Below are 25,166 nucleotides of genomic sequence, written 5' to 3'. Positions count from 1 at the left end.
ATTAAAGGATAGACTGCTATGAAAATAGAAGATTATGAATTACTGTTAAAGTTGAATGAAATTGGAACGATTAGAGGTACAGCTAAAGTAATATTAGTTTCACAACCAGCTGTAACGCAAAGGCTTAAATATATGGAAGATTATTTTGGAGAACAAATATTCATTCGTACATCTAAAGAATTGTTACCTACACCAAGTGGTGAGATTATATTAAATTATGCGAAAGAGATTGTTGACAATGAAAAAAAATTAAAAAATGAATTAGCCAAATCCAGTCATGATGTCCAAGGAACATTATCCATTGCTTGCTCTTCCCTTATAAGTCAACGTTTTTTACCGGCTATTTTAGGAGAATACATAACAAAGTATCCAAAAGTAACGATTGATCTAGTCACAGGGATTAGTGAAGACATTATGCGAAACTTTAAAAAATACCATGTAAGCATTATTCGAGGTGAAAAGTTAAAAAATAGTACTTGTATTCATTTGTTTTCTGACCCACTTTATATTTTTGATACGGAAGAATTCCCGAAAGACAAATTAAAGGAACGCCCGTTAATCTCATTTAATAGTGATGATAGTATGCATGATCAAGTGGATAATTGGTTATATTTTCATCAAGATAAAATTAAGCCATTGAAAATGATGACAGTGGATCAAATTGAAACGTGTAAACAGTTTATGAAACAAGGTATTGGAATGGCCGTATTACCAGAGAGTGTTTCGGATTCAATGAAAGATGAGTATCCGCATGTCCCATTGGAAGTAGACGGGAAGCCGGTTACACGTGATACATGGATCTGTTTTCAAGAAGGGGTAAGGAAATTACCACAAGTGGATCGTTTTATTACTGCCTTAACGTCTACAAATTTTTTGTAGATCGGGAAGTGTAAAACTTTCTTCTTGCCATAGCATTCTAATAAATAAGCAAGCATTCTTTATTAGAATGCTTGCTTATCAAGCTTTTAACCCATTAACAATATCCTTCGATGGTGTTACGAATAACGTTTTCTGATTTTCATATATAACAAAGCCTGGTTTGGCTCCGTTTGGTTTTTTAACATGTCTTACCTTCGTATAATCTACAGGGACAGAAGAGGAATTCTGAGATTTACTGAAAAATGCTGCAATGACGGCTGCTTCTTCCAACGTTTTTTGACTAGGTTCAGATGAACGAATAATCACATGGGAACCAGGGATGTCTTTCGTGTGAAGCCAAATCTCATCGCGTCGTGCTAGTCGCATTGTTAAGTATTCATTCTGTTTATTATTTTTTCCTACAAGAATTTCCGTATCGTCGGAAGATATATATTTTTCAGGGACTGGTTTAGAAGGCTTGTTTTTCTTCTTATCTTTCTTTTGTTTCTTTAAATAACCTTCTTCTCTTAATTCCTCCCGTATTTCTTCAATATCTTCTACACCTGCAACATCCATCTGCTGAAGTAATTGATCGAAGTAAGAAATTTCCTCTTTCGTTTTTTCAATTTCTTTTTCTACAACATGTTTAGATGTTTTTAATTTATGATAGGTCTTGAAATAATTTTGCGCATTTTCACTAGGTGATTTATTAGGATTTAGGGGAATTATTCGTTCCTTTTGTTCAGGATCATAATAATCTAAAACTTTTACTTCTTTATCCCCTTTAGAAATAAGATGCATGTGGGCTGTGAGTAATTCTCCTAGTCGTTGATACTCTTCAGCATTCTCTGCTTTTTTAATGGTCTTTTCATGCTTCTTTAATTTTCTCTCATTTTTGTTTTTTTCATTATGGATAAATCGATATAAATCTTTTGCTTGTTGTTTTACTCGGTCTCGCTCTGCTTTACCTGAGTAAAAGGCATCGAGCATTTTGTTCACATCTTCAAAATACTCTACATCTCCCGAAAATGACGAGATAGGGATAACGTGAAAGTCTTCTTTATTGTTTCGATAAATGGCAGGTACATATTTGTTCTCAATTAATTGTTCTTTAATCTCGTTAAATTTATCCGTATAAACTGAAGTGGAGCCAAAGCCAATTCGGTGTAGCAGCTCTTTAGCTATAAAAGGTGAAAACCCTTCTAGTGTTTGAACAAATTGCATATCCATTTTTCCAGCATTAAAATCTAAACGTTTTATGAAATCTTCACTATTAATCTCTAATGGATTCATTTTATTTTGATCAGGAGGTAATATATACTTTTGACCTGGTAAAATGATTCGGTGTCTATTTTGTGAGATAGGGATATGTTTCAAACTATCCAAGATATGTCCCTTTTCTTTATCGACAAGCATCACATTACTATGCTTACCCATTAGCTCAAAAATGAGTAATTTTTGACTAATATCGCCAATTTCATTTTTAGATTGTATGGTAAACGTTATAATTCTTTCCATACCTTTTTGTTCTATTGCTTCAATGATTGCTCCCGACAAATATTTCCTTAATACCATACAAAACATGGGTGCTTCTTTAGGATTTTTGTAAATATCTTCCGTAATATGAAAGCGAGCATAAGTAGGGTGAATGGATAATAGTAATGAATGATTTTTACCCTTACTACGAACGGTGAAAACAAGTTCGGTTGGAGTTGGTTGATATATTTTCGTAATCCTTCCAGGAATAAGGTCCTTTTTAAGTTCCTCTGTTACAGCTCTAGTGACAATACCATCAAATGGCATTTCATTCACCTCCCTCAGCAATTATAGCATTTTTTGGGACAAGTATGCATAGATATCTAATAGAGGTTGTTCGAACACACATTGATAGAACTATGAACAAATGGATGAATTTCATGTACTATAATGATCGCGGAGGAATGAGGATGAAGTGGTATCAATTAGATGTAGAAAAGGTAGAACAGAAGTTACATGTTTTATCAAGTAAAGGATTAAACAAAAAACAAGTTGAGGAACGTCGGAAACAATATGGTGAGAACGAGCTTAAATCACAAAAACATACACCAAGATGGCTTATTTTCTTAAAGCAGTTTCAAGATTTTATGGTCATTGTATTGCTTGCGGCGACATTGATCGCTGGTTTACTTGGTGAATACGTCGATGCTATTGCGATTATGATCATTGTATTAGTAAATGGGCTGATCGGTTATTTCCAGGAGCAAAAAGCAGAAAAATCATTGGAAAAACTCAAGGAATTATCTGCACCAATGGCAAATGTTCTAAGGGAAGGAAAATGGGAGAAGATTCCTTCAAGAGAGGTAGTAGTTGGAGATATTGTTCGAATGAATAGTGGGGATCGGGTTCCTGCAGATGTACGAATTACGAAGTCAAATAGCATGGAAACAGAAGAATCCGCTCTTACTGGGGAATCACTCCCAGTTGTTAAGCATGCCACAGCCATTCGGAAAGACCACTTAGACGCTCAAGACCAAACAAATATGGGATTCATGGGAACGCTTGTAACTAGAGGGTCGGGAATCGGTGTTGTTGTTGGTACAGGTATGAACACCGTTATGGGTCAAATTGCTTCATTAATGGCCAATACGAAGAAAACCCCAACCCCATTAGAAAGAAGACTAGCGGAATTAGGTAAAATACTCATAGTGGTAGCACTATTGTTAACCGCATTAGTTGTTGTATTAGGGGTTCTTGAAGGAAAACCAACATATGATATGTTCTTAGCCGGTGTATCCCTTGCAGTTGCAGCTATCCCAGAAGGTTTACCTGCAATTGTGACGGTTGCTCTGTCATTAGGTGTACAAAGAATGATTAGAAAAAAAGCTATCGTAAGAAAATTATCTGCTGTAGAGACTCTAGGTACAGCCTCCGTTATTTGTTCTGATAAAACAGGAACGATGACAGAGAATCAAATGACTGTAAAAGAATTATTCTTAAATGGTAAACATATATATGTAAGTGGTGACGGTTATGATATCCATGGAGATTTCTTTTTAAATAATAAAAAGGTAGAAACTGATTATCCGAATTTAAGAAAAATGCTATTATATGGAACACTGTGTAATAATTCTTCTTTAATGGTTAAAAAGGGGAAATATTTTATAGATGGTGATCCTACAGACGGAGCATTATTAGTTGCTGCTAGAAAAATAGGGTTAAAACCAATTGATGAGGAAAAGTTTAAAATTATAAAGGAAATTCCCTTTGATTCAGATAGAAAAAGAATGAGTGTCATTGTGGAAGATGAGAATGGAAAGCGATTATTAATTACAAAAGGTGCACCAGATGTATTGCTACCTCGAACTTCTTTTCAATTAAAAGATAAAAATAGAGAAGTTCTAAAAAAAGAAGATAAAGTGAAAATTGAAATGGCCATTAAAGATATGGCGAATAACGCATTAAGAACAATAGCTATTGGTATCCGACCCTTAACCACAAAAGATACACTAGATGATGCGTTTTTAGAAAAGGAATTAACATTTATTGGTCTTTATGGAATGATTGATCCACCAAGAAAAGAAGTGAAAGCTGCGATTGAAGAATGTAGACAAGCCGGAATTAAGACAGTTATGATTACTGGAGATCATGTAAATACAGCAAGTGCTATTGCTAGAAATTTAAATTTGTTACCAGAAAATGGACTAGTTTTAGAAGGGCATCAATTAAATCAAATGTCGGTAGAGGAATTAGAAGATATTATCGATGATACGTATGTATTTGCTAGAGTAACCCCTGAGCATAAATTAAAAATTGTTAAAGCCTTTCAAGAGAAAGGTCATATTGTAGCTATGACTGGTGATGGCGTAAATGACGCACCAGCAATTAAAGCTAGTGATATTGGCATTAGTATGGGGATCAATGGTACGGATGTAACAAAAGAAGCATCCTCCCTTGTTTTAATGGATGACAACTTTGCTACTATTAAATCAGCCATTAAAGAAGGTAGAAATATTTATGAAAACATAAGGAAGTTTATCCGTTATTTATTAGCTTCCAACGTCGGGGAAATATTAGTGATGTTATTTGCTATGTTACTCGCATTACCACTACCTTTAGTACCGGTGCAAATTTTATGGGTGAATTTAGTGACAGATGGACTTCCGGCGATGGCGCTTGGACTAGATAAAGCGGAAGAAAATGCAATGAAACAACCGCCACGAAATCCAAAAGAAGGAGTTTTTTCAAGGGGATTAGGTTTCAAAATAATTAGCCGAGGGATATTAATTGGTTTGGTTACATTGATAGCCTTTATGGTTACGTATCAAAATACTCCTGAAAATCTGGTATACGCACAAACCGTTGCATTTACAACTTTAGTTATGGCACAATTAATCCATGTATTTGATTGTAGAGCGGAGAATTCTATTTTTGATAGGAATCCCTTTGGTAATATATACCTTGTTGTGGCGGTACTATCATCTATTTTACTACTATTAGTTGTTATTTATTGGGAACCATTACAACCTATTTTCCACACTACAAGCTTACCGTTAAAAGATTGGTTATTAATCGGTGCACTTAGTGCAATACCGACTGTGTTATTTGCTTTCAAAAGATCAAATAAAGAATAAAAGAAGGGTTCGAGAAATCTATTATTTTCTCGAACCTTTTCTATTGAATACAAATATCCTGTTTTCATATTTATTCTGCATTATGCTATAATAATTGAGAGTGAAATAATTTAAAAATGTACGATACATATTTTATTTATTTTTTTATTAACTATTGTATAATAAATTATCACGTTTTGACTGGCTGGGTATCTACATAGAAGGATATAGGGGGAAAAGTTTTGAGTTTAAGCTTGATTAATATTGGATTTGGAAATGTAGTTTCGGCAAATCGAATTATTTCGATAGTCTCACCTGAATCTGCACCCATTAAACGAATTATTACGGTAGCAAGAGAAAACAATAAGCTAATTGATGCTACGTATGGTCGTAGAACGAGAGCAGTTATTATTACCGATAGTGACCATGTAGTGTTATCTGCCGTTCAACCCGAAACGGTTGGACAACGTGTGATAAGTAATGATGAAATTACTGAGGAATAATTTCTGTATTTGATATACTAGAGGATGTTCAAAGAGCCCGGTGAAAATGACATACCCCTGTGTAGGGGCAGCATTGCAATAGGACGTTGCGCTTTTAGCTGACCTTGGTCCTTTTCATCCTTCTTTTTGAATACTCATTAATAGGAGGAAATGTTTTGAAAGATGAGAGAGGAATTTTATTTATTCTTTCAGGCCCATCTGGAGTTGGGAAGGGAACAGTAAGAAAAAGACTATTTGAGAAGGCAACAGACCTTAAATATTCTATTTCCATGACAACAAGAGAAAAAAGACCAGGAGAATTTGATGGTGTTGATTACTTCTATAAAACAAAGGAAGAATTTGAAAGTTTAATTGAACAAAATGAGCTTTTAGAATATGCTAAATATGTTGATAACTATTATGGAACACCGCGTAAGTATGTAGAGGAAACGTTAGAAAAGGGCTTCGATGTTTTTCTTGAAATTGAAGTTCAAGGTGCCTTACAAGTTAAAAAGAATTTCCCAGAAGGTGTTTTCATCTTTCTTTTCCCACCAAGTTTAGATGAATTAAAGAATCGTATACTCGGTCGTGGTACAGAATCCAATGACCTAGTGTTAAATCGATTAAAGGAAGCCAGGAAAGAAATTGAGATGATGGATGCGTATGATTACGTTGTTGTAAACGACCAAGTTGATCATGCTGTGGAAAAAATCAAGTCTATTATTCAAAGTGAACATTTAAAAAGAGAACGAATTGCGAAACAATACAAAAAAATACTGGAGGATGATCAAATATGATGTTAGAACCGTCTATCGATGTTTTACAGGAAAAAATAAAATCAAAATATAAACTTGTCATTTTATCAGCAAAACGTGCTAGACAAGTAAGCGAAACGAAGGACCTACAAGTAGAAAATCCTAAATCTGATAAGTATGTTGGAATGGCGCTTGAGGAAGTTGTTGCAGGAAAGTTATACCTAGAAGAAGGTAATGATTAATATAGATAGCCCTCGCAAATTTGCGAGGGTTTTCTATTATTTGCAGCGAGGAACGGAAAACTTTCAACATGTTCGTTTATCAGGATCACGTCCAGCTCCAGCGCCCAGCGACTAGCGAGACTTCCTTCACCTCCGTACGATAAAGAAGACTTGCCGACTGGTGAAACCAGAGGCTTAGTCGCACTTATACCCTTGTGGTGAAAGTCAACATCGGCTCGCTTACGCTCACCGTGTTTCCTTTATCTCCTACGGAAGTGGAATGTCCGATTAAAACCGCCGCTTTGCGCGGCAACATCGGACCACCTGGCATGGCCAGGCGCAGTCCGTACGTCGCTAAACGGGCGCTTACGCTTTTGTTCAAATAATTTATCTCTTATGGTATAAATAAGGTAGAGAATGTCGAATTGAACGCTTTAGAGGGGAGAATTATATGGTGAATCAAAAGAATATTTTATTATGTGTATCAGGCGGAATAGCTGTATATAAGGCATGTGCACTTACAAGTAAGTTAACGCAAAAAGGTGCTAATGTGAAGGTAATTATGACGGAAAGTGCGAGTAAATTTGTTTCACCGTTAACGTTTCAAGCACTATCTAGAAATCCAGTTTATACAGACACCTTTGATGAAAAGGATTCAGAAAAAATCGCTCATATTGATTTAGCTGATTGGGCAGATTTGATTCTTGTTGCACCCGCTACTGCAAACATAATTGGGAAAATAGCTAATGGTATAGCAGATGATATGTTAACCACAACATTATTAGCATCTCATTCACCGATTTATGTTGCACCGGCAATGAATGTACATATGTATCAGCACCCAGCTGTAATGGAGAACATGAGAAGATTAGAAGAATGGGGATATCATTTTATTGAGCCTGGTGCCGGTTACCTCGCTTGTGGCTATGTTGGGAAAGGTAGATTAGAAGAGCCTGAAACGATAATAAAGGTTTTGGAAGAACATCAAAGCCATAACCTATTATTATCCGGAAAGAGAGTTCTAGTATCAGCAGGTCCAACAAGAGAAAAAATTGACCCTGTTCGCTTTTTTACAAATCGTTCAACAGGAAAAATGGGTTTTGCTATTGCGCATGTAGCAGCTGAAATGGGAGCTGAAGTAACACTAGTTACTGGACCTACTGAGCAAAAAGTGAAAAATAACCGAATAACGAGAGTAGATATCGAAACTGCAGAAGAAATGTATCAAAGAATGCATGAGTTTTTTTCAGAAAGTGATATCGTCATTAAAGCAGCAGCAGTTGCAGACTATCGACCGAAAACAGTATACAGTCAAAAAATGAAAAAGCAACCCGGTGAATGGAATATGGAAATGGAAAGAACAAAAGATATTTTAAAATCCTTAGGAGAACGGAAAACGAATCAATTTTTAGTTGGCTTTGCCGCCGAAACGAACACCCCTCTAGAATATGGTTTAAATAAATTAGAAAAGAAAAATTTAGATGCTATCGTCATCAATAATGTAGCAGAAGAGGGTGCAGGTTTCGGGGCGGATACGAATATTGTTACCTATGTAAACAGATTTCAAGAAAAAGAAGAACTAAGTATAGCTTCGAAAACAGAAATAGCAAGAAAGTTATTTATTTTGATCGATCGTGATTTAAGGGCTGATAACTAGTGAATATAGCGAAAGTGATAGTAGATGTACCATCGAGCGCCATCAATCAAACTTTTGATTATTCTATTCCAAAAAGGTTTCAAGAAGTAATAAAACCAGGTATGCGAGTGATTGTACCATTTGGACCTAGGAAAATTATGGGTTTCGTAGTTGAACGTGTATCGGAATCATCATTTGATAAATTGAAAGATATTGTTGATGTACTAGACATAACTCCTGTATTAACGAAAGAATTACTTGATTTAGGGAAATGGGTTGCTAATAATACATTAAGTCTTTCCATTACTGCATTACAGGCAATGTTACCACAGGTATTAAAGTCAAAGTATAGAAAACAATTAATTCGAGAAACAGATGAAGTCTTAACTCCAGAACTGGAACATTTATTTGCTGGCAGAGGCTTTATTGACTACGAAGAATTTGAACATGCTAATATTAGTTATTATCAATTGCAAAAAGCCATTCAAGAAGGGGACATATCCATTGAATATCTTGTTGAGTCAAAGATAACAAAAAAACAAATAGTAATGGTAAAACCTTCCAAAGAATCTTATTTACTAGAAGAAGCTATCATGGACATTCCTAAAAATGCAAACAAGCAAAAACAAGTTATTTCGTATTTTTTAGAATATCCAAAAGCCGTTTCACAAAAAGAATTAATAAATAAAGTAAAGACCACTTCTAGTACGATAAAAAATTTAGTTGATAAAGGAATTTTAGAAACATATAAACAAGAAATTTTTCGTAACCCATATAATGATGATGCGATTAAACATACAACACCATTACCATTAACAGAAGAACAACAAAATGCGATTGAACCTATTCAGGCGTCTATTAATGAACATCAACATGAAGTATTTTTACTGCATGGGGTAACTGGTAGTGGTAAAACAGAAGTATATTTACAAGCTATTCAAAACGTAATAAGTAAAGGGAAAGAAGCGATTGTACTTGTTCCTGAAATATCATTAACTCCGCAAATGGTAGAGCGTTTTAAAGGACGCTTTGGTAAAAATGTAGCTGTCATGCACAGTGCTTTATCCGCTGGGGAAAAATATGATGAATGGCGAAGAATTCATCGGAAAGAAGTACAGGTTGTAGTCGGTGCTAGGTCCGCGATTTTTGCTCCATTTGAAAATCTTGGAATTATCATCATTGATGAAGAACATGAAACAACGTATAAGCAGGAAGATCAACCCCGCTATCATGCAAGGGATGTTGCAATTGAGAGAGGAAAGTATCATCAATGTCCAGTTGTCTTAGGAAGTGCAACACCGACATTAGAATCCTATGCTAGAGCTAGTAAAGGGGTATATCAATTAGCTACACTTAGTAAACGTACAAATGATCAGCCGATGCCAAATGTTGATATTATCGATATGCGTAAAGAGCTTCATGCCGGAAACCGTACGATGTTTTCTAGAAAGCTAATGCAAAAAATGGAACAATGTATTCAAAAAGGAGAACAAGTCGTGCTTCTATTGAATCGAAGAGGTTATTCTACCTTTGTTATGTGTCGTGATTGCGGACATGTTATGGAATGCCCACATTGTGACATTGCGTTGACTTATCATAAAAACTCCAATCGGCTAAAATGTCATTATTGCTCCTATGAGACAAATCTTCCTGCAAGTTGCCCAGAGTGTACAAGTGATTCCATCCGTTATTTTGGAACAGGCACACAAAGAGTAGAGGAAGCATTAGGTAAATTGTTACCAGAAGCAAGAATTCTGAGGATGGATGTTGATACAACGAGAAGAAAAGGATCACATGAAAGATTGTTAAAACAATTTGGCGATCGAAAAGCTGATATTTTATTAGGTACACAAATGATTGCTAAGGGATTAGATTTCGAAAATGTTACATTAGTTGGTGTTCTTACGGCGGATTCTATGCTTCATTTACCAGATTTCCGATCCAGTGAAAGAACTTTTCAACTTCTCACTCAAGTTAGTGGTAGGGCTGGAAGGCATGAATTAACAGGTGAGGTTCTTGTCCAAACGTATACTCCTGATCATTATAGTATAGAACTTGCGAGTGTTTACAATTTCCATGATTTTTATAAAAAGGAAATGTCGATGAGAAGGAAATTCAAGTATCCACCGTATTTTTATCTCGTGTTAATTACGGTCTCGCATGAAAATAACGTGTTAGCAGTACAAAGGACGCAAACAATCGTTCAGATGTTGATGAAGTCTGTGAAAAGAAATACAGTCGTGTTAGGACCGACACCATCACCAATCCCACGTATCAAAGATAGATATCGATATCAATGCATGATAAAATACAAAAATGAACCAAATCTACGACCGTTATTAAATAAAATAATGGAATATTTTTCGGACGATGTAAGAAAAAATAATCTTTTGATTACAGTTGATTTAGAACCGTATCATTTTATGTAGATTCCCTTAAATGCGTGTTTAAAAAGTAGGATTAGAGAAAGAAGGTTTAACAATGAAACGAATTGTATTTATGGGTACTCCTGATTTTTCGGTACCAGTATTAAGGTCTTTAGTAGAATCAGAATATGAAGTAGTTTTAGTCGTAACCCAACCGGATCGGCCTAAAGGGAGAAAGCGAGTCATTACTCCTCCGCCTGTAAAGGTTGAGGCAGAGATGCATCATATCCCCGTATTTCAACCGGAAAAACTTAAAGAAGAATTTAAGAAGATTTTATCTTATGAGCCTGATCTTATAGTGACAGCAGCATATGGCCAAATATTACCAAATGAATTATTAGAAACACCACCATTCGGTTGCATTAATGTACATGCATCTTTACTACCAGAGTTGCGAGGCGGAGCACCGATTCACTATTCCATCATCCAGGGAAAACAAGAGACAGGAATAACCATTATGTATATGGTAGAAAAACTAGATGCCGGTGATATTATTTCTCAAGTGAAAGTTCCAATAGAATATAAGGATCATGTCGGAACTTTACATAATAAGCTTTCTGAAGCAGGTTCTCAATTATTAATGCAGACTTTACCTAATATTTTTTCAAGAAGTATTCATCCAATTAAACAAGATGATACGAAAGCTACGTTTGCTTCTAATATAAAACGAGAACAAGAAAAAATTGATTGGAATAAACCAAGCATCGAAATTTATAATCAAATTCGTGGTTTACATCCATGGCCAGTAGCTTTTACGACGTATCAAGATGAAAACATGAAAATTTGGTGGGGAGAACCAGATCGTACTGAATATAATGGTGAACCTGGTGAAATAGTGAAAGTAGAAGAAGATTACTTTACTGTTGTTAGTGGTGATGGTCGTGGTATACGAATTACGGAAATTCAACCAGCTGGAAAAAAACGTATGCTAGTGAAAGACTATCTTCGTGGTGCAAGTGATCGAATAAAAACAGGGATCATTTTAGGTGATTAAATGAAAAATTATCAACTTAGAAATTCTATTTTAGACTTACTAATTCGGACTGAAAAAGACCAAGGATTTAGTCATTTATTAATTGATCATGAGATTAAATCTAAACGAATGAATCCGAAAGATGAAAAGTTACTAACGGAAGTTGTATATGGAACGTTACAAAGAAAAATATCTCTAGATTATTTTATAGATCACTATATAAATTCAAAGAAAAAACTGGATCTATGGGTAAGAATGCTTTTACGAATGTCTATTTATCAAATGGTTTATTTAGATAAAGTTCCAGATCACGCTGTTATACATGAGGCAGTGGAAATTGCGAAAAAACGTGGTCATAAGGGGGTAGCCGGTTTTGTGAATGGTATTCTTAGAAATATCCAGAGAAACGGTATACCTGATACTACTGACATTCAAGATCATGCAAAAAGACTTTCGATAGAAACAAGCCATCCTGAATGGCTTGTTAAACGCTGGATTTCAGAGTATGGGTACGAAACTACGGAGAAAATGTGTCAAGAAAATGTTGCAAAACGCCCACAATCTGTTCGCATACAACCATTAAAAATAACACGAGAAAAGGCCATTGAAACGCTAAGTGAATTTGGCCTTGTAGTGGAACCTTCCATTTTATCTAAACAAGGAATCATTGTGAAGAAAGGTAATGTATTAACTACCGATTTATTCAAAGACGGCTATTTAACGATACAAGATCAGAGCTCGATGCTTGTTGGAGAAATGCTCGATGTCAAACCAAATATGAACGTATTAGATGCTTGTAGTGCACCAGGTGGAAAAGCGACACATATTGCTGAAAAGATGGAAAATGAAGGAATCGTTTATGCTTATGATTTGCATAAGAAAAAAGTTAATTTAATAGATGAGAAAGCATCTACTCTTGGTCTTTCCATTATTAATGCAAATCAGGCTGATGCCAAAAAATTAGGTGAAGTTCATGAACCGGAAAGTTTTGATCGGATTTTAGTGGATGCACCATGTTCTGGTTTAGGTGTTATGCGTGGTAAACCAGAAATTAAATATAATAAAAAGGAAGAAGATATAACCAATCTCTCTAAAGTACAACGTGAGATTCTAGATAGTGTTTCTCCATTGTTGAAAATTGGAGGATTATTGATCTACAGTACATGCACAGTGGATACAAGTGAAAATGAAAATGTTGTTAAAGTATTTCTAGAAAGCCATCCTAACTTTAAAGTAGACGAAACATTTTTCGATGATTTACCAGATGAATCAAAAGGCTTAACCGGAATTTCCGAGTATGGATTTCAGTTGTTTCCACAAGATTTCCAAACAGACGGATTTTTCCTCACTCGTCTTAAAAAAATTAATTAATTTTGTTCTTTTATGTTGGGATTTGTGTAATACTTGGAGTAATAGAGTGTTCAAAAAGGGGATAAAAAGGACTTCTACGTTGCCCACTGGATGTGGGCGGTCTTAATAGAAGTTCCGCTTTTGCCAACGAACTTCTTAAAGGAAGGCCGACTAAAGATGAGCTTTGCGCCTAATTCACGCCTCCCCTTTTTTAGTCGCATGTCATTTTCATCGGACTTTTTGAACAACCTTTAATCGGAACGTTTTTAACTCTTTATGCTTGGGGGTATTTTATGAGAGGAACATTCTTAACTGACAGGGGTAGGGTAAGAAGTCACAATGAAGATGCCGGTGGAATATATTATAATTCTACAAATCAACTATTAGCAGTTATTGCTGATGGAATGGGTGGGCATCAGGCTGGTGATGTCGCTAGTAAAATGGCTATAACCCAAATAGATAAACAGTGGAAGAATACAAAGAAATTCGAAAAACCTAATGAAATCGAGGAATGGTTACAAAATACGATTCAAGAAATTAATAAAGCTATTTATGAGCATGCACAGAACAACCAAGAGTGTGAAGGAATGGGGACAACTCTTGTTATCGTAGTTCACATTGACGAGTTTTTAACGGTTGCTCATATTGGTGATAGTAGATGTTATCTGCTTAATCAACATAAACTAAAACAAGTAACAGAAGACCATTCACTAGTCAATGCTCTAGTTCAGTCTGGTCAAATATCCAGAGATGATGCTAAACATCACCCGAGAAAAAATGTTGTGTTAAGAGCGCTAGGTTCAGAATTACAGGTTGATGCTGACATAAAGACGATTTCGATTGACGAAAATGAAAAAATTTTACTTGCGACAGATGGACTAACTGATAAGATTCTTGATGAAGAACTGTTTGAAATTATTAACAAACATGACGATATCCATTTGGCTTGCCAAGAATTAATTGACTTGGCTAATAATAGAGGTGGCGAGGATAATATTTCTCTAATTCTTCTTTCAAATCATACATCTTTGAAAGAAGGTGAGAATGAATGAGAAGTGGTCACCTTTTAAATGAGCGGTATGAAATAAAAAATAAAATTGGTGCTGGTGGAATGGCCGATGTATATTTAGCTAGGGATACTATTCTGGAACGTGATGTAGCCATAAAATCTTTACGTTTAGAATATGCCAATGATCAAGAATTTATCGCTCGTTTTGATAGGGAGGCTCAATCTGCCACCAGTCTTTCTCATGAAAATATCGTAAGTATTTATGATGTAGGGGAAGAAGATCATTTATTATACATGGTAATGGAATACATAGATGGGATGACATTGAAAGAATACATACAGCGCAATGGTTCACTCGACGTAACGGAAACATTGGATATTATGAAACAAATTACGTCTGCAATTGCTCATGCCCATGCAAATAATATAGTCCATCGAGATATTAAACCACAAAATATATTAATCGATAATTTTGGCAAGGTGAAAGTAACTGATTTCGGAATTGCAATCGCATTAAGTGCGACATCACTTACCCAGACTAATTCCATACTAGGTTCGGTACATTATTTATCTCCCGAGCAAGCACGTGGTGGTATGGCTACTAAAAAGTCGGATATCTACTCATTAGGAATAGTAATGTTCGAAATGTTAACAGGGAGATTACCATTTTCTGGACAGTCTCCCGTATCGATAGCTTTGAAACATTTACAGAGTGATACACCTTCTGTTAGGAGGTTTAATCCAGATATCCCTCAAAGCGTTGAAAATATAGTGTTAAAAGCAACTGCCAAAGATTCCTTTCATCGGTATGAGACGATTTACGATTTGGAAACGGCAGTAGAGACTGCACTTGATCCGGATAAAATGAATGAAGCTCCCTATACTCCACCCGTAGAGGCAGGAGATGAAACAAAAGCGATACCGATTATTACAGATGACCACATTCAAGGTAATAATGATGATGAAACAATCATCCATACAAACGGTTTAACGAAAAATCATCCGGAAGATACTCCAAAGAAAAAGTTAAAAAAGGGAGATAAAAAAGCCAAAGGAAAGAAAAAGAAAAAGACGAAACAAAAGAAAAAGAGAAGAAAATGGCCCATATTTCTTTCTATATTTATAATCCTTTTAATTGGTGTCATTGGTTTGTTTTTCATCCCAGGTCTATTTCAACCAAAGCAAGTCGATGTACCTGAGGTAAAAGAAATGGAATCAGATGAAGCGAAGGATTTATTAGAAAATTTGAATCTGGTAGTCGAAGAAGAAATGGTTAGTTCAGAAGACATAGATGAAGATCTTGTTGTAAAAACAAGTCCTAGTGCTGGAAGAACTGTAAATGAAGGTTCTAATGTTACACTTTATATAAGTACTGGTAAAGAAAAATTTACTTTTGAAGACTATGTTGGAAAAGATTATAGTCAGGTTAAACGAGAGCTTGAAGTAGCTGGATTTGAAAATTTTATTCCATATGAAGAATACTCAAGTTTACCTCAAGGCCAAATAATCACACAAATATTCCCTAATCCAGATAGTGAAGTAGTACCTAGTGATACAACGGTGAGGTTTGAGGTAAGTTTAGGTCCCGAACCTGTATACTTAGGTAATCTAACAGGATTAACGGAAGCGGAAGCAAAACAAGAATTAGAGGATAATAACTTACAAATGAATAAGGTTGAAAAAAATTCCGATACAGTTGAAGCCGGTTATGTAATAAGTCAAGAACCGAGTAAGGGAACAAGTTTACAGCATGGTGATACGGTAAATGTATATATTTCTACTGGACCAGAACCAAAACCACCAAAAACAGTTTCAGTTAAGGTACCAATAGAGTACAGCCCTTCCGAGTCAGAAGACGCTGATTCTGAATCGGAAGAAGAAAAAGAAGAAAAGGAAAAAGAAGAGCCTTCAGAAAAGGTTGTAAGAATCTACATTGGTGACGCGGAACATAATATTTCAGATTTATATGAGGATAAAGTAATAACTGGTGATGATGAAGTATCATTTACAGTAACGATAGCACCGGATAGTTCAGCGGAATACAAAGTGATGTTAGAAGATGAATTAATTAAAGAAGAAAAATTAAACTATGAGGATGGTGAATAAATGGCAGAAGGCAGAATTATTAAAGCTTTAAGTGGATTTTACTATGTTAAATCGAACGATAATCTTTACCAATGTAGGGGAAGAGGGGTATTTAGAAATAAAAAAATCACCCCTCTAGTTGGCGACATGGTAGAATTTGAAATAAATGGTCCTAACGAAGGATATATTATGGAAATTAAGCCCAGAAAAAATGAACTTGTTCGTCCGCCAATTGCGAATATAAACCAAGCTATTATCGTTAGCTCTGCCATAGCACCGGAATTTAGTACTAAACTTTTAGATCGGTTTCTAGTACTAATTGAATTTAAAAATATAAAACCGGTTATCTTTATTACAAAGATAGATTTATTGTCCGAGGAAAAGTTGGAAGAACTAAAAAAATATAAGAAAGTTTATGAAAACATAGGCTACCAAGTGGAATTACTTTCAACAAAGGACTCCAACTATTCCCCCAATATTGGATTATATTTGAAGAACCATATAACTGTTATTGCAGGGCAATCTGGTGTGGGTAAAACCTCATTAATCAATTTATTAGATTCAAGTTTATTGTTAGCTACTGGTGAAATATCGGAAAGTTTAGGAAGAGGTAAACATACAACTAGGCATGTGGAATTATTAGAAGTAGAAGGCGGATTAGTTGCAGATACCCCAGGCTTTTCCGCTCTTGACTTTAATGAAATTGAGCTTGAAGAATTACCAGAACTATTTCCAGAAATGAGAGAACGAAGAAGTAATTGTAAATTCCGTGGTTGCTTACATCATAGGGAACCAAAATGTGCTATTAAAGAAGCATTAAGCAATGGTGAAATTGAAGAATTTCGATATGAACATTATTTAGACTTTTTAAAAGAAATACAAACGAGAAAGCCGAGGTATTAATTATGACAAAAATTGCTCCATCCATATTATCAGCGGACTTTTCAAAATTAGGAGAAGAAATAAAAGAGGTGGAACAAGGAGGAGCTGACTATATCCATGTAGATGTAATGGACGGTCACTTTGTGCCTAATATTACAATTGGTCCATTAGTGGTAGATGCTATTAAACCTATAACAAATCTACCACTAGATGTCCATCTAATGATCGAAAATCCGGATTTGTATATTCCATCGTTCGCAAAAAGCGGTGCATCGATTATTACAGTGCATCAAGAAGCATGTGTACATCTACACCGTACAATCCAATTAATAAAGGATCAAGGCGTGAAAGCAGGGGTTGTAATCAATCCCGCAACTCCAGCTGATGTTATTTATCCTATTCTTCCTGATGTGGATTTGGTTTTAGTTATGACAGTTAACCCTGGGTTTGGCGGGCAGTCATTTATTACTAACACATTAAGTAAAATTGAACGAATTTCTAAATGGAGAGCTGAATTAAATCTTAATTTTGAAATTGAGGTTGATGGTGGTGTCAATGTTGAAACAGCTAAATTATGTACAGATGCTGGAGCAGATGTACTTGTAGCTGGAAGTGCTGTTTTTAATCATCAAAACCGAAAAGAAGCCATTCAAAATATTCTTCAAGCAACGAAAGGTTAATGGACATGGCTGCTAAGATAGGAATTGTAGGCAACGGTCCAATCGAAACATTACCGGATTTAAAACAATATAAGGACGAGGTGGATGTGTGGATTGGTGCCGATCGTGGAGCTCTCTATATATTAAATCATGGTATAAAGGCATATTATGCAGTTGGTGATTTTGATTCCGTTAATGAGGAAGAAAAATTAAAAATCAAGGCGAATGCGATTGCTTATGAAGAATATCCTGCCAAAAAGGATGAAACAGATTTAGAATTAGCAATACAAAAAGCTTTTGATGAAAATCCGTCTACTATTTATTTATTTGGATTCACTGGTGGAAGATTGGATCATGAATTAATAAACATTCAATTATTATATAGAATCCGAAAAAAGGGAATTCGGGCAATGTTAATTGATTATTTAAATGAAATGGAATTAACATTTCCGGGAGAACATAGTATAAAAAAGGATCTAAGATATCGATATATATCTTTTATTCCATTTTCTCAAGAAGTAGAAGGGTTAACACTAACCAATTTCTACTATCCTCTTCAAAATAAAACAATCCATTGGGGTTCGACTCTATGTATTTCTAATGAGCTTATTTCAAATTCTGGTACTTTTTTTTATGAGAAAGGCATATTATTAGTTGTAAAGAGTCGCAGTGCAATTCCTGAATAAAATGGAATTGTCATTAGAGGAGGGCACTTATGAAATTTTATACTATAAAACTCCCGAAATTCATTAGTGGAATTGTGAAAGTAGTCATAGGTATTTTTAAAAAAGATTAATTATAAGGATTGCTTTTGCCTTAAAAGGCAAGGGCTCTTTTTTTGTGTGTTGTGATGATTAATCATAAAAGGTAAAATAAAAAGCACCCTATGGATGGGTGCTTTTTATTTCACTAATGTAAAACGTATATTAAACGCGTTCAACTTTACCTGATTTAAGTGCGCGAGCAGATACATAAACTTTTTTAGGTTTTCCATCTACCATAATACGTACTTTTTGTACATTAGCTTTCCATTTACGCTTATTGGAATTCATAGCGTGAGAACGTAGGTTCCCTGTGCTAGTTTTACGTCCAGTTACTACACATTTTCTAGCCATGTTATTCCCTCCTTACTCTATAACATGTGACATTAATACTTATACAATTTATCATAAGTAAGAAAAGATTGCAATTGGTTATTATAGAATAGTTAGAGTCATTCTTTTAAAATAGGCTAATATATAGTATACTTTTCATATATTAGCAGGGTTTAAGGAGGATTTTTATGTCCATAGAGCTAAATACGAATGATGGTCAAGTTACGATTACGAATGAAGTAATTGCGACAATTGCTGGGGGAACCGCCGAAGAATGTTATGGTATTGTCGGCATGGCCTCAAAAAGTCAAATTAGAGACGGAATAGCTGAAATACTTAGGAAAGAAAATTATTCTAAAGGTATAATCGTTCGTCAAGAAAACGAAAAATTACATATAGATATGTATATTATAGTTAGCTACGGAACCAAAATATCCGAAGTTGCTAGTAATGTACAGTCTCAGGTAAAATACGCATTGAATCAGTCGCTTGGTCTATCCATTGACTCTGTGAATATTTACATTCAAGGAGTCCGGGTAGCCCGAGATTAGGTTCTTTAAGTAGGAGGAAGTATTGTGACATTTGAAAAAATAGATGGCGTTATGTTAACAAATATGATTTTAACTGGAGCACATCATTTAGCCAGTAACGCCAAAATGATTGATGCATTAAATGTATTTCCAGTACCGGATGGTGACACTGGAACAAACATGAATTTATCCATGACTTCGGGTGCAAATGAAGTGAAAAAATTAAATAGTTCCAATGCCTCAGCAGTTGCGAATGCATTTTCCAAAGGGTTATTAATGGGTGCTAGAGGAAATTCTGGGGTAATTTTATCTCAAATTTTCCGGGGCTTTGCAAAAGGGATGGAAAAAAAGGAAACCCTTACTGCTGAGGATTTTGCGATGGCAGTTGACTTTGGAGTGAAAACTGCTTATAAGGCAGTGATGAAGCCTGTAGAGGGTACCATTTTAACGGTAGTTAAAGATGCTGGAAAAAAGGCAGTAGAGACAGCAAAAACCGAAACAGATATTATCCAATTAATGGAAGTTATTTTGGAGGAGGCTAAGGCTTCCTTAAAGCGAACTCCAGAACTCTTGCCTGTATTAAAAGAAGTTGGTGTTGTTGATTCAGGTGGACAAGGTTTGGTAACTATTTACGAGGGATTTTTAGCCGCACTTAAGGGTGAAGAATTACCCGAAGGACTTTCTAATATCGATATGGAAGAAATGGTTAATGCAGAGCATCATAAAGTGACACAAGATTTTATGGATACTTCTGATATTAAATTTGGTTATTGCACGGAATTTATGGTGAAGTTTGAAGAAGAAAAGTTAGCTGAAAATCCATACAATGAAGATGAATTTCGAAAAGAATTAAGTGAAATTGGTGACTCTTTATTAGTTGTTTCTGATGAAGATATTGTAAAAGTCCATGTACATTCTGAAACTCCGGGGACTTGTCTTACGTTAGGTCAACGATATGGTAGCCTCATCAACATGAAAATTGAGAACATGCGTGAGCAGCATAGTGCAATTGTTGGAGATACGCATAAGAAAAAGGTTGCAGAAGAAGAAAAGAAAAAGTATGCTATCGTAACCGTTGCAATGGGTAAAGGGATTAAGGAACTTTTAGAAAGCCTTGGTGCTACCGTTGTTATTGAAGGTGGACAAACGATGAACCCTAGTACCCAGGATATAGCTGATGCGATTAAACAAGCAAATGCTCGGAACGTTATAGTCTTACCGAATAACAAAAATATTAGAATGGCTGCGGATCAGGCTGCTGAATTAGTAGAAGAAACGGTTGCGGTTGTACCGACAACAACGATCCCGCAAGGTATTAGCGCCATACTTGCATTTCATCCCGAATCAGATATCGAAACAAACCAACAAACAATGGATTCTGCTAGACAGCAAGTAAAGACCGGTCAAATTACTTATGCAGTTCGAGATACTCAAATTAATGGCATTACAATTGAAAAAGATAACTTTATGGGTATCATTGACGGAGATATTAAATCTTCTCATCCTAATAGAGAAGAAGCACTAAAACTATTGTTAAAAGAAATGATATCAGATGATGATGAAATAGTAACCGTGTTATATGGGGAAGATGTTCAATCGTCTGAAGTCGAGAAGCTTGTGGCATATATTGAAAGTGAATATGAGGATATTGAAGTGGAAGTGCACAAAGGGGATCAACCTATCTATTCCTATATTTTATCAGTTGAATAAATAAAACACCAAATTTTTGTACGAACCCGAAACTATAGTTTTGGGTTCGTCGGTTTGGTGTTTTTTATTTTTGAATCTCTACATGGTGATTCTGCTACTTTTTGTTATAATTTAATCTAAAGTTAAAAACGATTTTAATAGTTATTAATAGAAAGAGTGATTAATTTGCTTGATGAGTCTATTACAGAACTAACTGGAATAGGTGAAAAATACGCTGAGGAATTGGCATTATTAAATATTTATACCATAAGAGATTTATTAGAATATTTCCCTTATCGATATGATGTATTTGAAATTAAACCGCTTATTGAACTCATTCATGAGGACAAAGTGACGATTGAAGGTACCGTCATACATGAACCAAGACTTCAAGTTTATGGCAGAAAAAAATCACGACTTACGTTTACTGTTGAAGTAGAAGGTGTAGCGGTTAAGGCAGTAATGTTTAATAGAGCTTTTGCCAAGAAACAAATACATTCAGATGCCACTGTGACGTTAACGGGAAAATGGGATGCCCACAGGCTTCAAATAACTGTCAGCAATTATAAAATCGGACCAGCTAATCAAGATGCAACCATTCAACCTATGTATTCACTAAGAGGGAAGCTTACGAATGCAAGAATAAGAAAAACCATTCAATCTGCAATGGATTATAAATGGAATGAAATAACAGAATTTATTCCAGAGAGATATTTAACTTCCTATAAACTTCCTGAACGAAAAACTGCGATTAAAACAATGCATTTCCCACCGAATCGAATAGCTTTAAAACATGCGAGAAGAAGATTTATATTTGAGGAATTTTTACTTTTTCAATTAAAAATGCAATTATTACGTAAAATCAATCGTGAAGCTTCTATAGGAAACGCACAAAGTTACGATGAAAAGGAAGTTGAACAATTTATTCAAGGTTTCCCTTTTACCTTAACAAATGCACAAAGGAAGTCTTTAAAAGAGATATTAAAAGATATGAAATCCCCGTACCGTATGAATCGTTTATTACAGGGAGATGTAGGGTCAGGAAAAACGGCTGTCGCAGCTATCGGATTATACGCAGCAAAGACAGCGGGAAAACAAGGAGCTCTCATGGTACCGACAGAAATTTTAGCGGAGCAGCATTATGAATCCTTACTTGAATTATTTAAGGATAAAGCCAATATTGCGTTGCTAACGGGATCCGTTAAAGGTAAGAGAAGGAAGGAAATAATATCTGCATTAGAAGAGCATAAGATAGATATTTTAATAGGGACACATGCGTTAATTCAAGAGGATGTAAATTTTTCTGATTTAGGATTTGTTATTGTTGATGAACAACATCGTTTTGGCGTGGAGCAACGTAGAATGTTACGAGATAAAGGACTTAAACCTGATGTTCTTTTCATGACTGCTACACCAATTCCTCGCACGTTAGCCATAACGGCTTTTGGGGATATGGATGTCTCCACTATTAATGAAATGCCAAAAGGAAGAAAGGAAATTGAAACATACTGGGCGAAAGACAATATGTTCGAGCGAGTGTTACGTATGATTGAGAAACATGTAGCATTGGGAGAACAAGCATATGTTATTTGTCCACTTATTGAGGAATCGGATAAGTTAGATATTCAAGATGCGGTCGACTTATATGAGCAATTAACGGAATTTTTTCCACCTGAAGTTAAAGTAGGGCTGATGCATGGACGATTAAAATCGGCTGAAAAAGAAGAAGTAATGAAACAATTTGCCGACAATGAAGTACAGGTATTGGTATCGACTACAGTTGTTGAGGTAGGTGTGAATGTTCCTAATGCTACGATCATGGTAATTTATGATGCAGAACGTTTTGGCTTATCGCAATTACACCAATTACGCGGAAGGGTTGGTAGAGGAGATAAACAAAGCTATTGCATTTTAATTGCTGATCCAAAAGGAGAAGTCGGTAAGGAAAGAATGAAAATTATGACCGAGACATCGAATGGTTTTGAATTATCAGAGCAAGATCTTAAATTAAGGGGACCAGGTGACTTTTTTGGTAAAAAACAAAGTGGTATGCCCGAATTTAAAGTAGCGGATATGGTACATGACTTTAAAGCCCTTGAAACAGCACGCTCCGATGCACAAGAAATTATTGAGAATAATCTTCTATATGCTGATGAGGAATATTATTATTTAAGACAACTATTAGAAAAAGACCCCTCATTTGCAAATATATTAGATTAATAACATTACTTGCATAAATGTTAATGGTATAATATATTACTATTAGTACCAAGTCATAGAATGAGTCGGAAATGTGAAGTTTGCTGGCCGTTGTAGCCGGAGGGAATAAAGCTAATAGATTGAACGGTGCGTGATAGGATGAAGCGATCAAAGTCAGAACGACAAAAATTATTAAAAGAAAAGATAGAGAAAACACCATTTATAACGGACGAGCAATTGGCGAATTACTTCTCAGTTAGCATACAAACCATCCGGCTAGATCGGATGGAGCTTTCGATTCCGGAATTAAGAGAAAGGATAAGAAATGTAGCAACGAATCAATGGAATGAGACTGTAAAAGCACTACCACTTGAGGAAGTCATCGGAGAAGTAATTGATCTAGAATTAGACAGAAGAGCTATATCTATATTAGATATAAATAAAGATTTAGTATTCTCAAGAAATAAAATAGCCCGTGGTCACCATTTATTTGCTCAAGCCAATTCTCTTGCTGTTGCACTAATTAATGATGAACTAGCACTCACTGCAAAGGCTGATATAAGATTTACTAGGCAAGTAAAAGAAGGCGAACGAGTAGTGGCAAAAGCAATGGTAGAGGGGAACCAAAAAGGGCTAACAAAAGTTAAAGTAAATAGTTTTGTAGGAAATGAAAAAGTATTTACTGGAATATTTCATATGTACAGATCTACGGATAAAGGAGAAGACGATCATGAGATTAGCAATTGACGCCATGGGAGGAGACCACGCTCCGAAAGAAATAGTTTTAGGAGCTATGGAAGCTGTCTCTGAAATAAAAGATCTACATATCACATTAATAGGGGATGAAAAACAAATCAATCCACTATTAACGAATCGTGAGAATCTTGATATTATCCATACAGAAGAAGTTATTACTGGAAATGACGAACCAGTGAGAGCGGTAAGACGAAAGAAAAATGCTTCTCTTGTTTTAGCTGCAAAGGAAGTAAAAGAAGGACGTGCTGATGCATGTATTTCTGCTGGAAATACTGGTGCATTAATGAGTGCGGGGTTGTTTGTCGTAGGAAGAATACCTGGAATTGATAGACCTGCATTGTCACCAACATTACCAACTATAGATGGTAAAGGATTTCTACTATTAGATGTAGGTGCAAATGTAGATGCTAAGCCACAACACCTTGTACAATATGCTATTATGGGTTCCGTTTATGCTGAAAAAGTGCGTTCCATTACTAACCCCACTATTGGATTATTAAATGTTGGTACGGAAGATGGAAAAGGCAATGATTTAACTAAAAAAGCATTTGAACAATTAAAGAACGCACCTGTCAATTTTATTGGAAACGTGGAAGCACGTGATTTACTTGACGGGGTAGCAGATGTTGTAGTTACAGATGGGTTCAGTGGGAATATCGCCTTAAAAACAATCGAGGGAACAGCAAATAGTCTTTTTACAATATTAAAAGATACGATGATGTCTTCTTTTAAAACAAAACTAGGTGCAGCAATTCTAAAAAATGATTTACGTGGTTTGAAAGGTAAATTAGATTACTCTGAATATGGTGGTGCAGGTTTATTTGGCCTAGCAGCTCCAGTTATAAAAGCTCATGGTTCTTCTAAACATAGAGCAATTGTAAGTGCTGTAAAACAAGCGAAACATATGGTGGATCATCATGTAACAGATACTATCAAAACAACGGTGGAATCAATGGAATTTGAGAAGGAGTGA

General features: G+C 35.4%; 22 protein-coding genes. 20 read left to right on the top strand and 2 right to left on the bottom strand.

Going from position 1 to position 25,166, the window contains the following annotated elements:
* Window positions 1–18 precede the first annotated feature (18 nt).
* Window positions 19–879 (top strand): LysR family transcriptional regulator, encoded by an 861-nt coding sequence (locus tag KM885_RS05020; protein WP_047185994.1) that lies wholly within the window; start codon window positions 19–21, stop codon window positions 877–879.
* Between the two features lie 78 nt (window positions 880–957).
* Here KM885_RS05020 and KM885_RS05015 read toward each other — a convergent pair whose 3' ends face one another.
* Window positions 958–2,661 (bottom strand): Rqc2 family fibronectin-binding protein, encoded by a 1,704-nt coding sequence (locus tag KM885_RS05015; RefSeq protein ID WP_216883634.1) that lies wholly within the window; start codon window positions 2,659–2,661, stop codon window positions 958–960.
* Window positions 2,662–2,804: 143 nt separating this feature from the next.
* Here KM885_RS05015 and KM885_RS05010 point away from each other — a divergent pair, with 143 nt between their 5' ends.
* From KM885_RS05010 to spoVM, 14 genes are all read left to right on the top strand, one after another.
* Complete coding sequence (locus KM885_RS05010) at window positions 2,805–5,468, top strand: calcium-translocating P-type ATPase, SERCA-type (protein ID WP_060667897.1); 2,664 nt, start codon at window positions 2,805–2,807, stop codon at window positions 5,466–5,468.
* A 221-nt stretch (window positions 5,469–5,689) separates the two neighbouring features.
* Entirely contained in the window at window positions 5,690–5,950 is a 261-nt protein-coding gene (gene remA, locus KM885_RS05005) for an extracellular matrix/biofilm regulator RemA (protein WP_047185997.1), read from the top strand.
* 155 nt (window positions 5,951–6,105) lie between these two features.
* Window positions 6,106–6,726 carry a guanylate kinase gene (gene gmk / locus KM885_RS05000; protein WP_047185998.1) on the top strand — a complete coding sequence of 207 codons (621 nt, stop codon included), beginning with the start codon at window positions 6,106–6,108 and terminating at the stop codon, window positions 6,724–6,726.
* A complete protein-coding gene (gene rpoZ / locus KM885_RS04995; protein ID WP_083452498.1) occupies window positions 6,723–6,926 on the top strand; it encodes a DNA-directed RNA polymerase subunit omega in 204 nt (67 codons plus the stop codon). Before gmk ends, rpoZ begins: the two co-directional genes overlap by 4 nt.
* Window positions 6,927–7,356: 430 nt before the next feature.
* Entirely contained in the window at window positions 7,357–8,562 is a 1,206-nt protein-coding gene (gene coaBC, locus KM885_RS04990; RefSeq protein ID WP_047185999.1) for a bifunctional phosphopantothenoylcysteine decarboxylase/phosphopantothenate--cysteine ligase CoaBC, read from the top strand.
* Window positions 8,562–10,970: a primosomal protein N' gene (gene priA, locus KM885_RS04985; protein WP_216883633.1), complete on the top strand. Its 2,409-nt coding sequence runs from the start codon at window positions 8,562–8,564 to the stop codon at window positions 10,968–10,970. The genes coaBC and priA overlap by 1 nt, the downstream gene beginning before the upstream one ends.
* Window positions 10,971–11,022: 52 nt before the next feature.
* A complete protein-coding gene (gene fmt / locus KM885_RS04980; protein ID WP_047186001.1) occupies window positions 11,023–11,961 on the top strand; it encodes a methionyl-tRNA formyltransferase in 939 nt (312 codons plus the stop codon).
* On the top strand, window positions 11,962–13,311 hold the full coding sequence (gene rsmB, locus KM885_RS04975; RefSeq protein WP_047186002.1) for a 16S rRNA (cytosine(967)-C(5))-methyltransferase RsmB: 1,350 nt from the start codon (window positions 11,962–11,964) through the stop codon (window positions 13,309–13,311). It begins immediately after the preceding gene.
* Between the two features lie 272 nt (window positions 13,312–13,583).
* Window positions 13,584–14,342, top strand: a complete 759-nt coding sequence (locus KM885_RS04970; protein ID WP_047186003.1) for a Stp1/IreP family PP2C-type Ser/Thr phosphatase — start codon at window positions 13,584–13,586, stop codon at window positions 14,340–14,342.
* Window positions 14,339–16,405 carry a Stk1 family PASTA domain-containing Ser/Thr kinase gene (pknB, locus tag KM885_RS04965; protein ID WP_216883632.1) on the top strand — a complete coding sequence of 689 codons (2,067 nt, stop codon included), beginning with the start codon at window positions 14,339–14,341 and terminating at the stop codon, window positions 16,403–16,405. Before KM885_RS04970 ends, pknB begins: the two co-directional genes overlap by 4 nt.
* Window positions 16,406–17,287 (top strand): ribosome small subunit-dependent GTPase A, encoded by an 882-nt coding sequence (rsgA, locus tag KM885_RS04960; protein WP_047186005.1) that lies wholly within the window; start codon window positions 16,406–16,408, stop codon window positions 17,285–17,287.
* A gap of 2 nt (window positions 17,288–17,289) precedes the next feature.
* The gene (rpe, locus tag KM885_RS04955; RefSeq protein ID WP_047186006.1) at window positions 17,290–17,946 is read left to right on the top strand and encodes a ribulose-phosphate 3-epimerase; all 657 of its coding nucleotides are present in this window, start codon (window positions 17,290–17,292) and stop codon (window positions 17,944–17,946) included.
* 5 nt (window positions 17,947–17,951) lie between these two features.
* Window positions 17,952–18,611, top strand: a complete 660-nt coding sequence (locus KM885_RS04950; RefSeq protein ID WP_204797800.1) for a thiamine diphosphokinase — start codon at window positions 17,952–17,954, stop codon at window positions 18,609–18,611.
* Between the two features lie 29 nt (window positions 18,612–18,640).
* Window positions 18,641–18,721, top strand: coding sequence for a stage V sporulation protein SpoVM (gene spoVM / locus KM885_RS04945; protein ID WP_047186007.1), 81 nt, complete (start codon window positions 18,641–18,643; stop codon window positions 18,719–18,721).
* 130 nt (window positions 18,722–18,851) lie between these two features.
* Here the strand turns inward: spoVM and rpmB are convergent, their stop codons facing one another.
* Window positions 18,852–19,040, bottom strand: coding sequence for a 50S ribosomal protein L28 (gene rpmB / locus KM885_RS04940; protein ID WP_047186008.1), 189 nt, complete (start codon window positions 19,038–19,040; stop codon window positions 18,852–18,854).
* A gap of 167 nt (window positions 19,041–19,207) precedes the next feature.
* Between rpmB and KM885_RS04935 the strand changes: the two genes are divergently transcribed.
* The 5 genes from KM885_RS04935 to plsX all read left to right on the top strand — a co-directional run bounded on the left by KM885_RS04935 (window position 19,208) and on the right by plsX (window position 25,166).
* The gene (locus KM885_RS04935) at window positions 19,208–19,570 is read left to right on the top strand and encodes an Asp23/Gls24 family envelope stress response protein (RefSeq protein WP_047186009.1); all 363 of its coding nucleotides are present in this window, start codon (window positions 19,208–19,210) and stop codon (window positions 19,568–19,570) included.
* Between the two features lie 24 nt (window positions 19,571–19,594).
* On the top strand, window positions 19,595–21,259 hold the full coding sequence (locus tag KM885_RS04930; RefSeq protein WP_216883631.1) for a DAK2 domain-containing protein: 1,665 nt from the start codon (window positions 19,595–19,597) through the stop codon (window positions 21,257–21,259).
* Window positions 21,260–21,424: 165 nt separating this feature from the next.
* The gene (gene recG, locus KM885_RS04925; protein ID WP_145523415.1) at window positions 21,425–23,458 is read left to right on the top strand and encodes an ATP-dependent DNA helicase RecG; all 2,034 of its coding nucleotides are present in this window, start codon (window positions 21,425–21,427) and stop codon (window positions 23,456–23,458) included.
* Between the two features lie 138 nt (window positions 23,459–23,596).
* A complete protein-coding gene (gene fapR, locus KM885_RS04920; RefSeq protein WP_216883630.1) occupies window positions 23,597–24,184 on the top strand; it encodes a transcription factor FapR in 588 nt (195 codons plus the stop codon).
* A complete protein-coding gene (gene plsX, locus KM885_RS04915; RefSeq protein ID WP_216883629.1) occupies window positions 24,168–25,166 on the top strand; it encodes a phosphate acyltransferase PlsX in 999 nt (332 codons plus the stop codon). The genes fapR and plsX overlap by 17 nt, the downstream gene beginning before the upstream one ends.

The sequence above is a fragment of the Oceanobacillus caeni genome, from assembly GCF_019037185.1.
In the GTDB taxonomy this organism is placed as follows: domain Bacteria; phylum Bacillota; class Bacilli; order Bacillales; family Amphibacillaceae; genus Oceanobacillus; species Oceanobacillus caeni.
The sequence above is the reverse complement of the archived record's forward strand: the minus strand, read 5'-3'. Positions and strand labels throughout refer to the sequence as shown.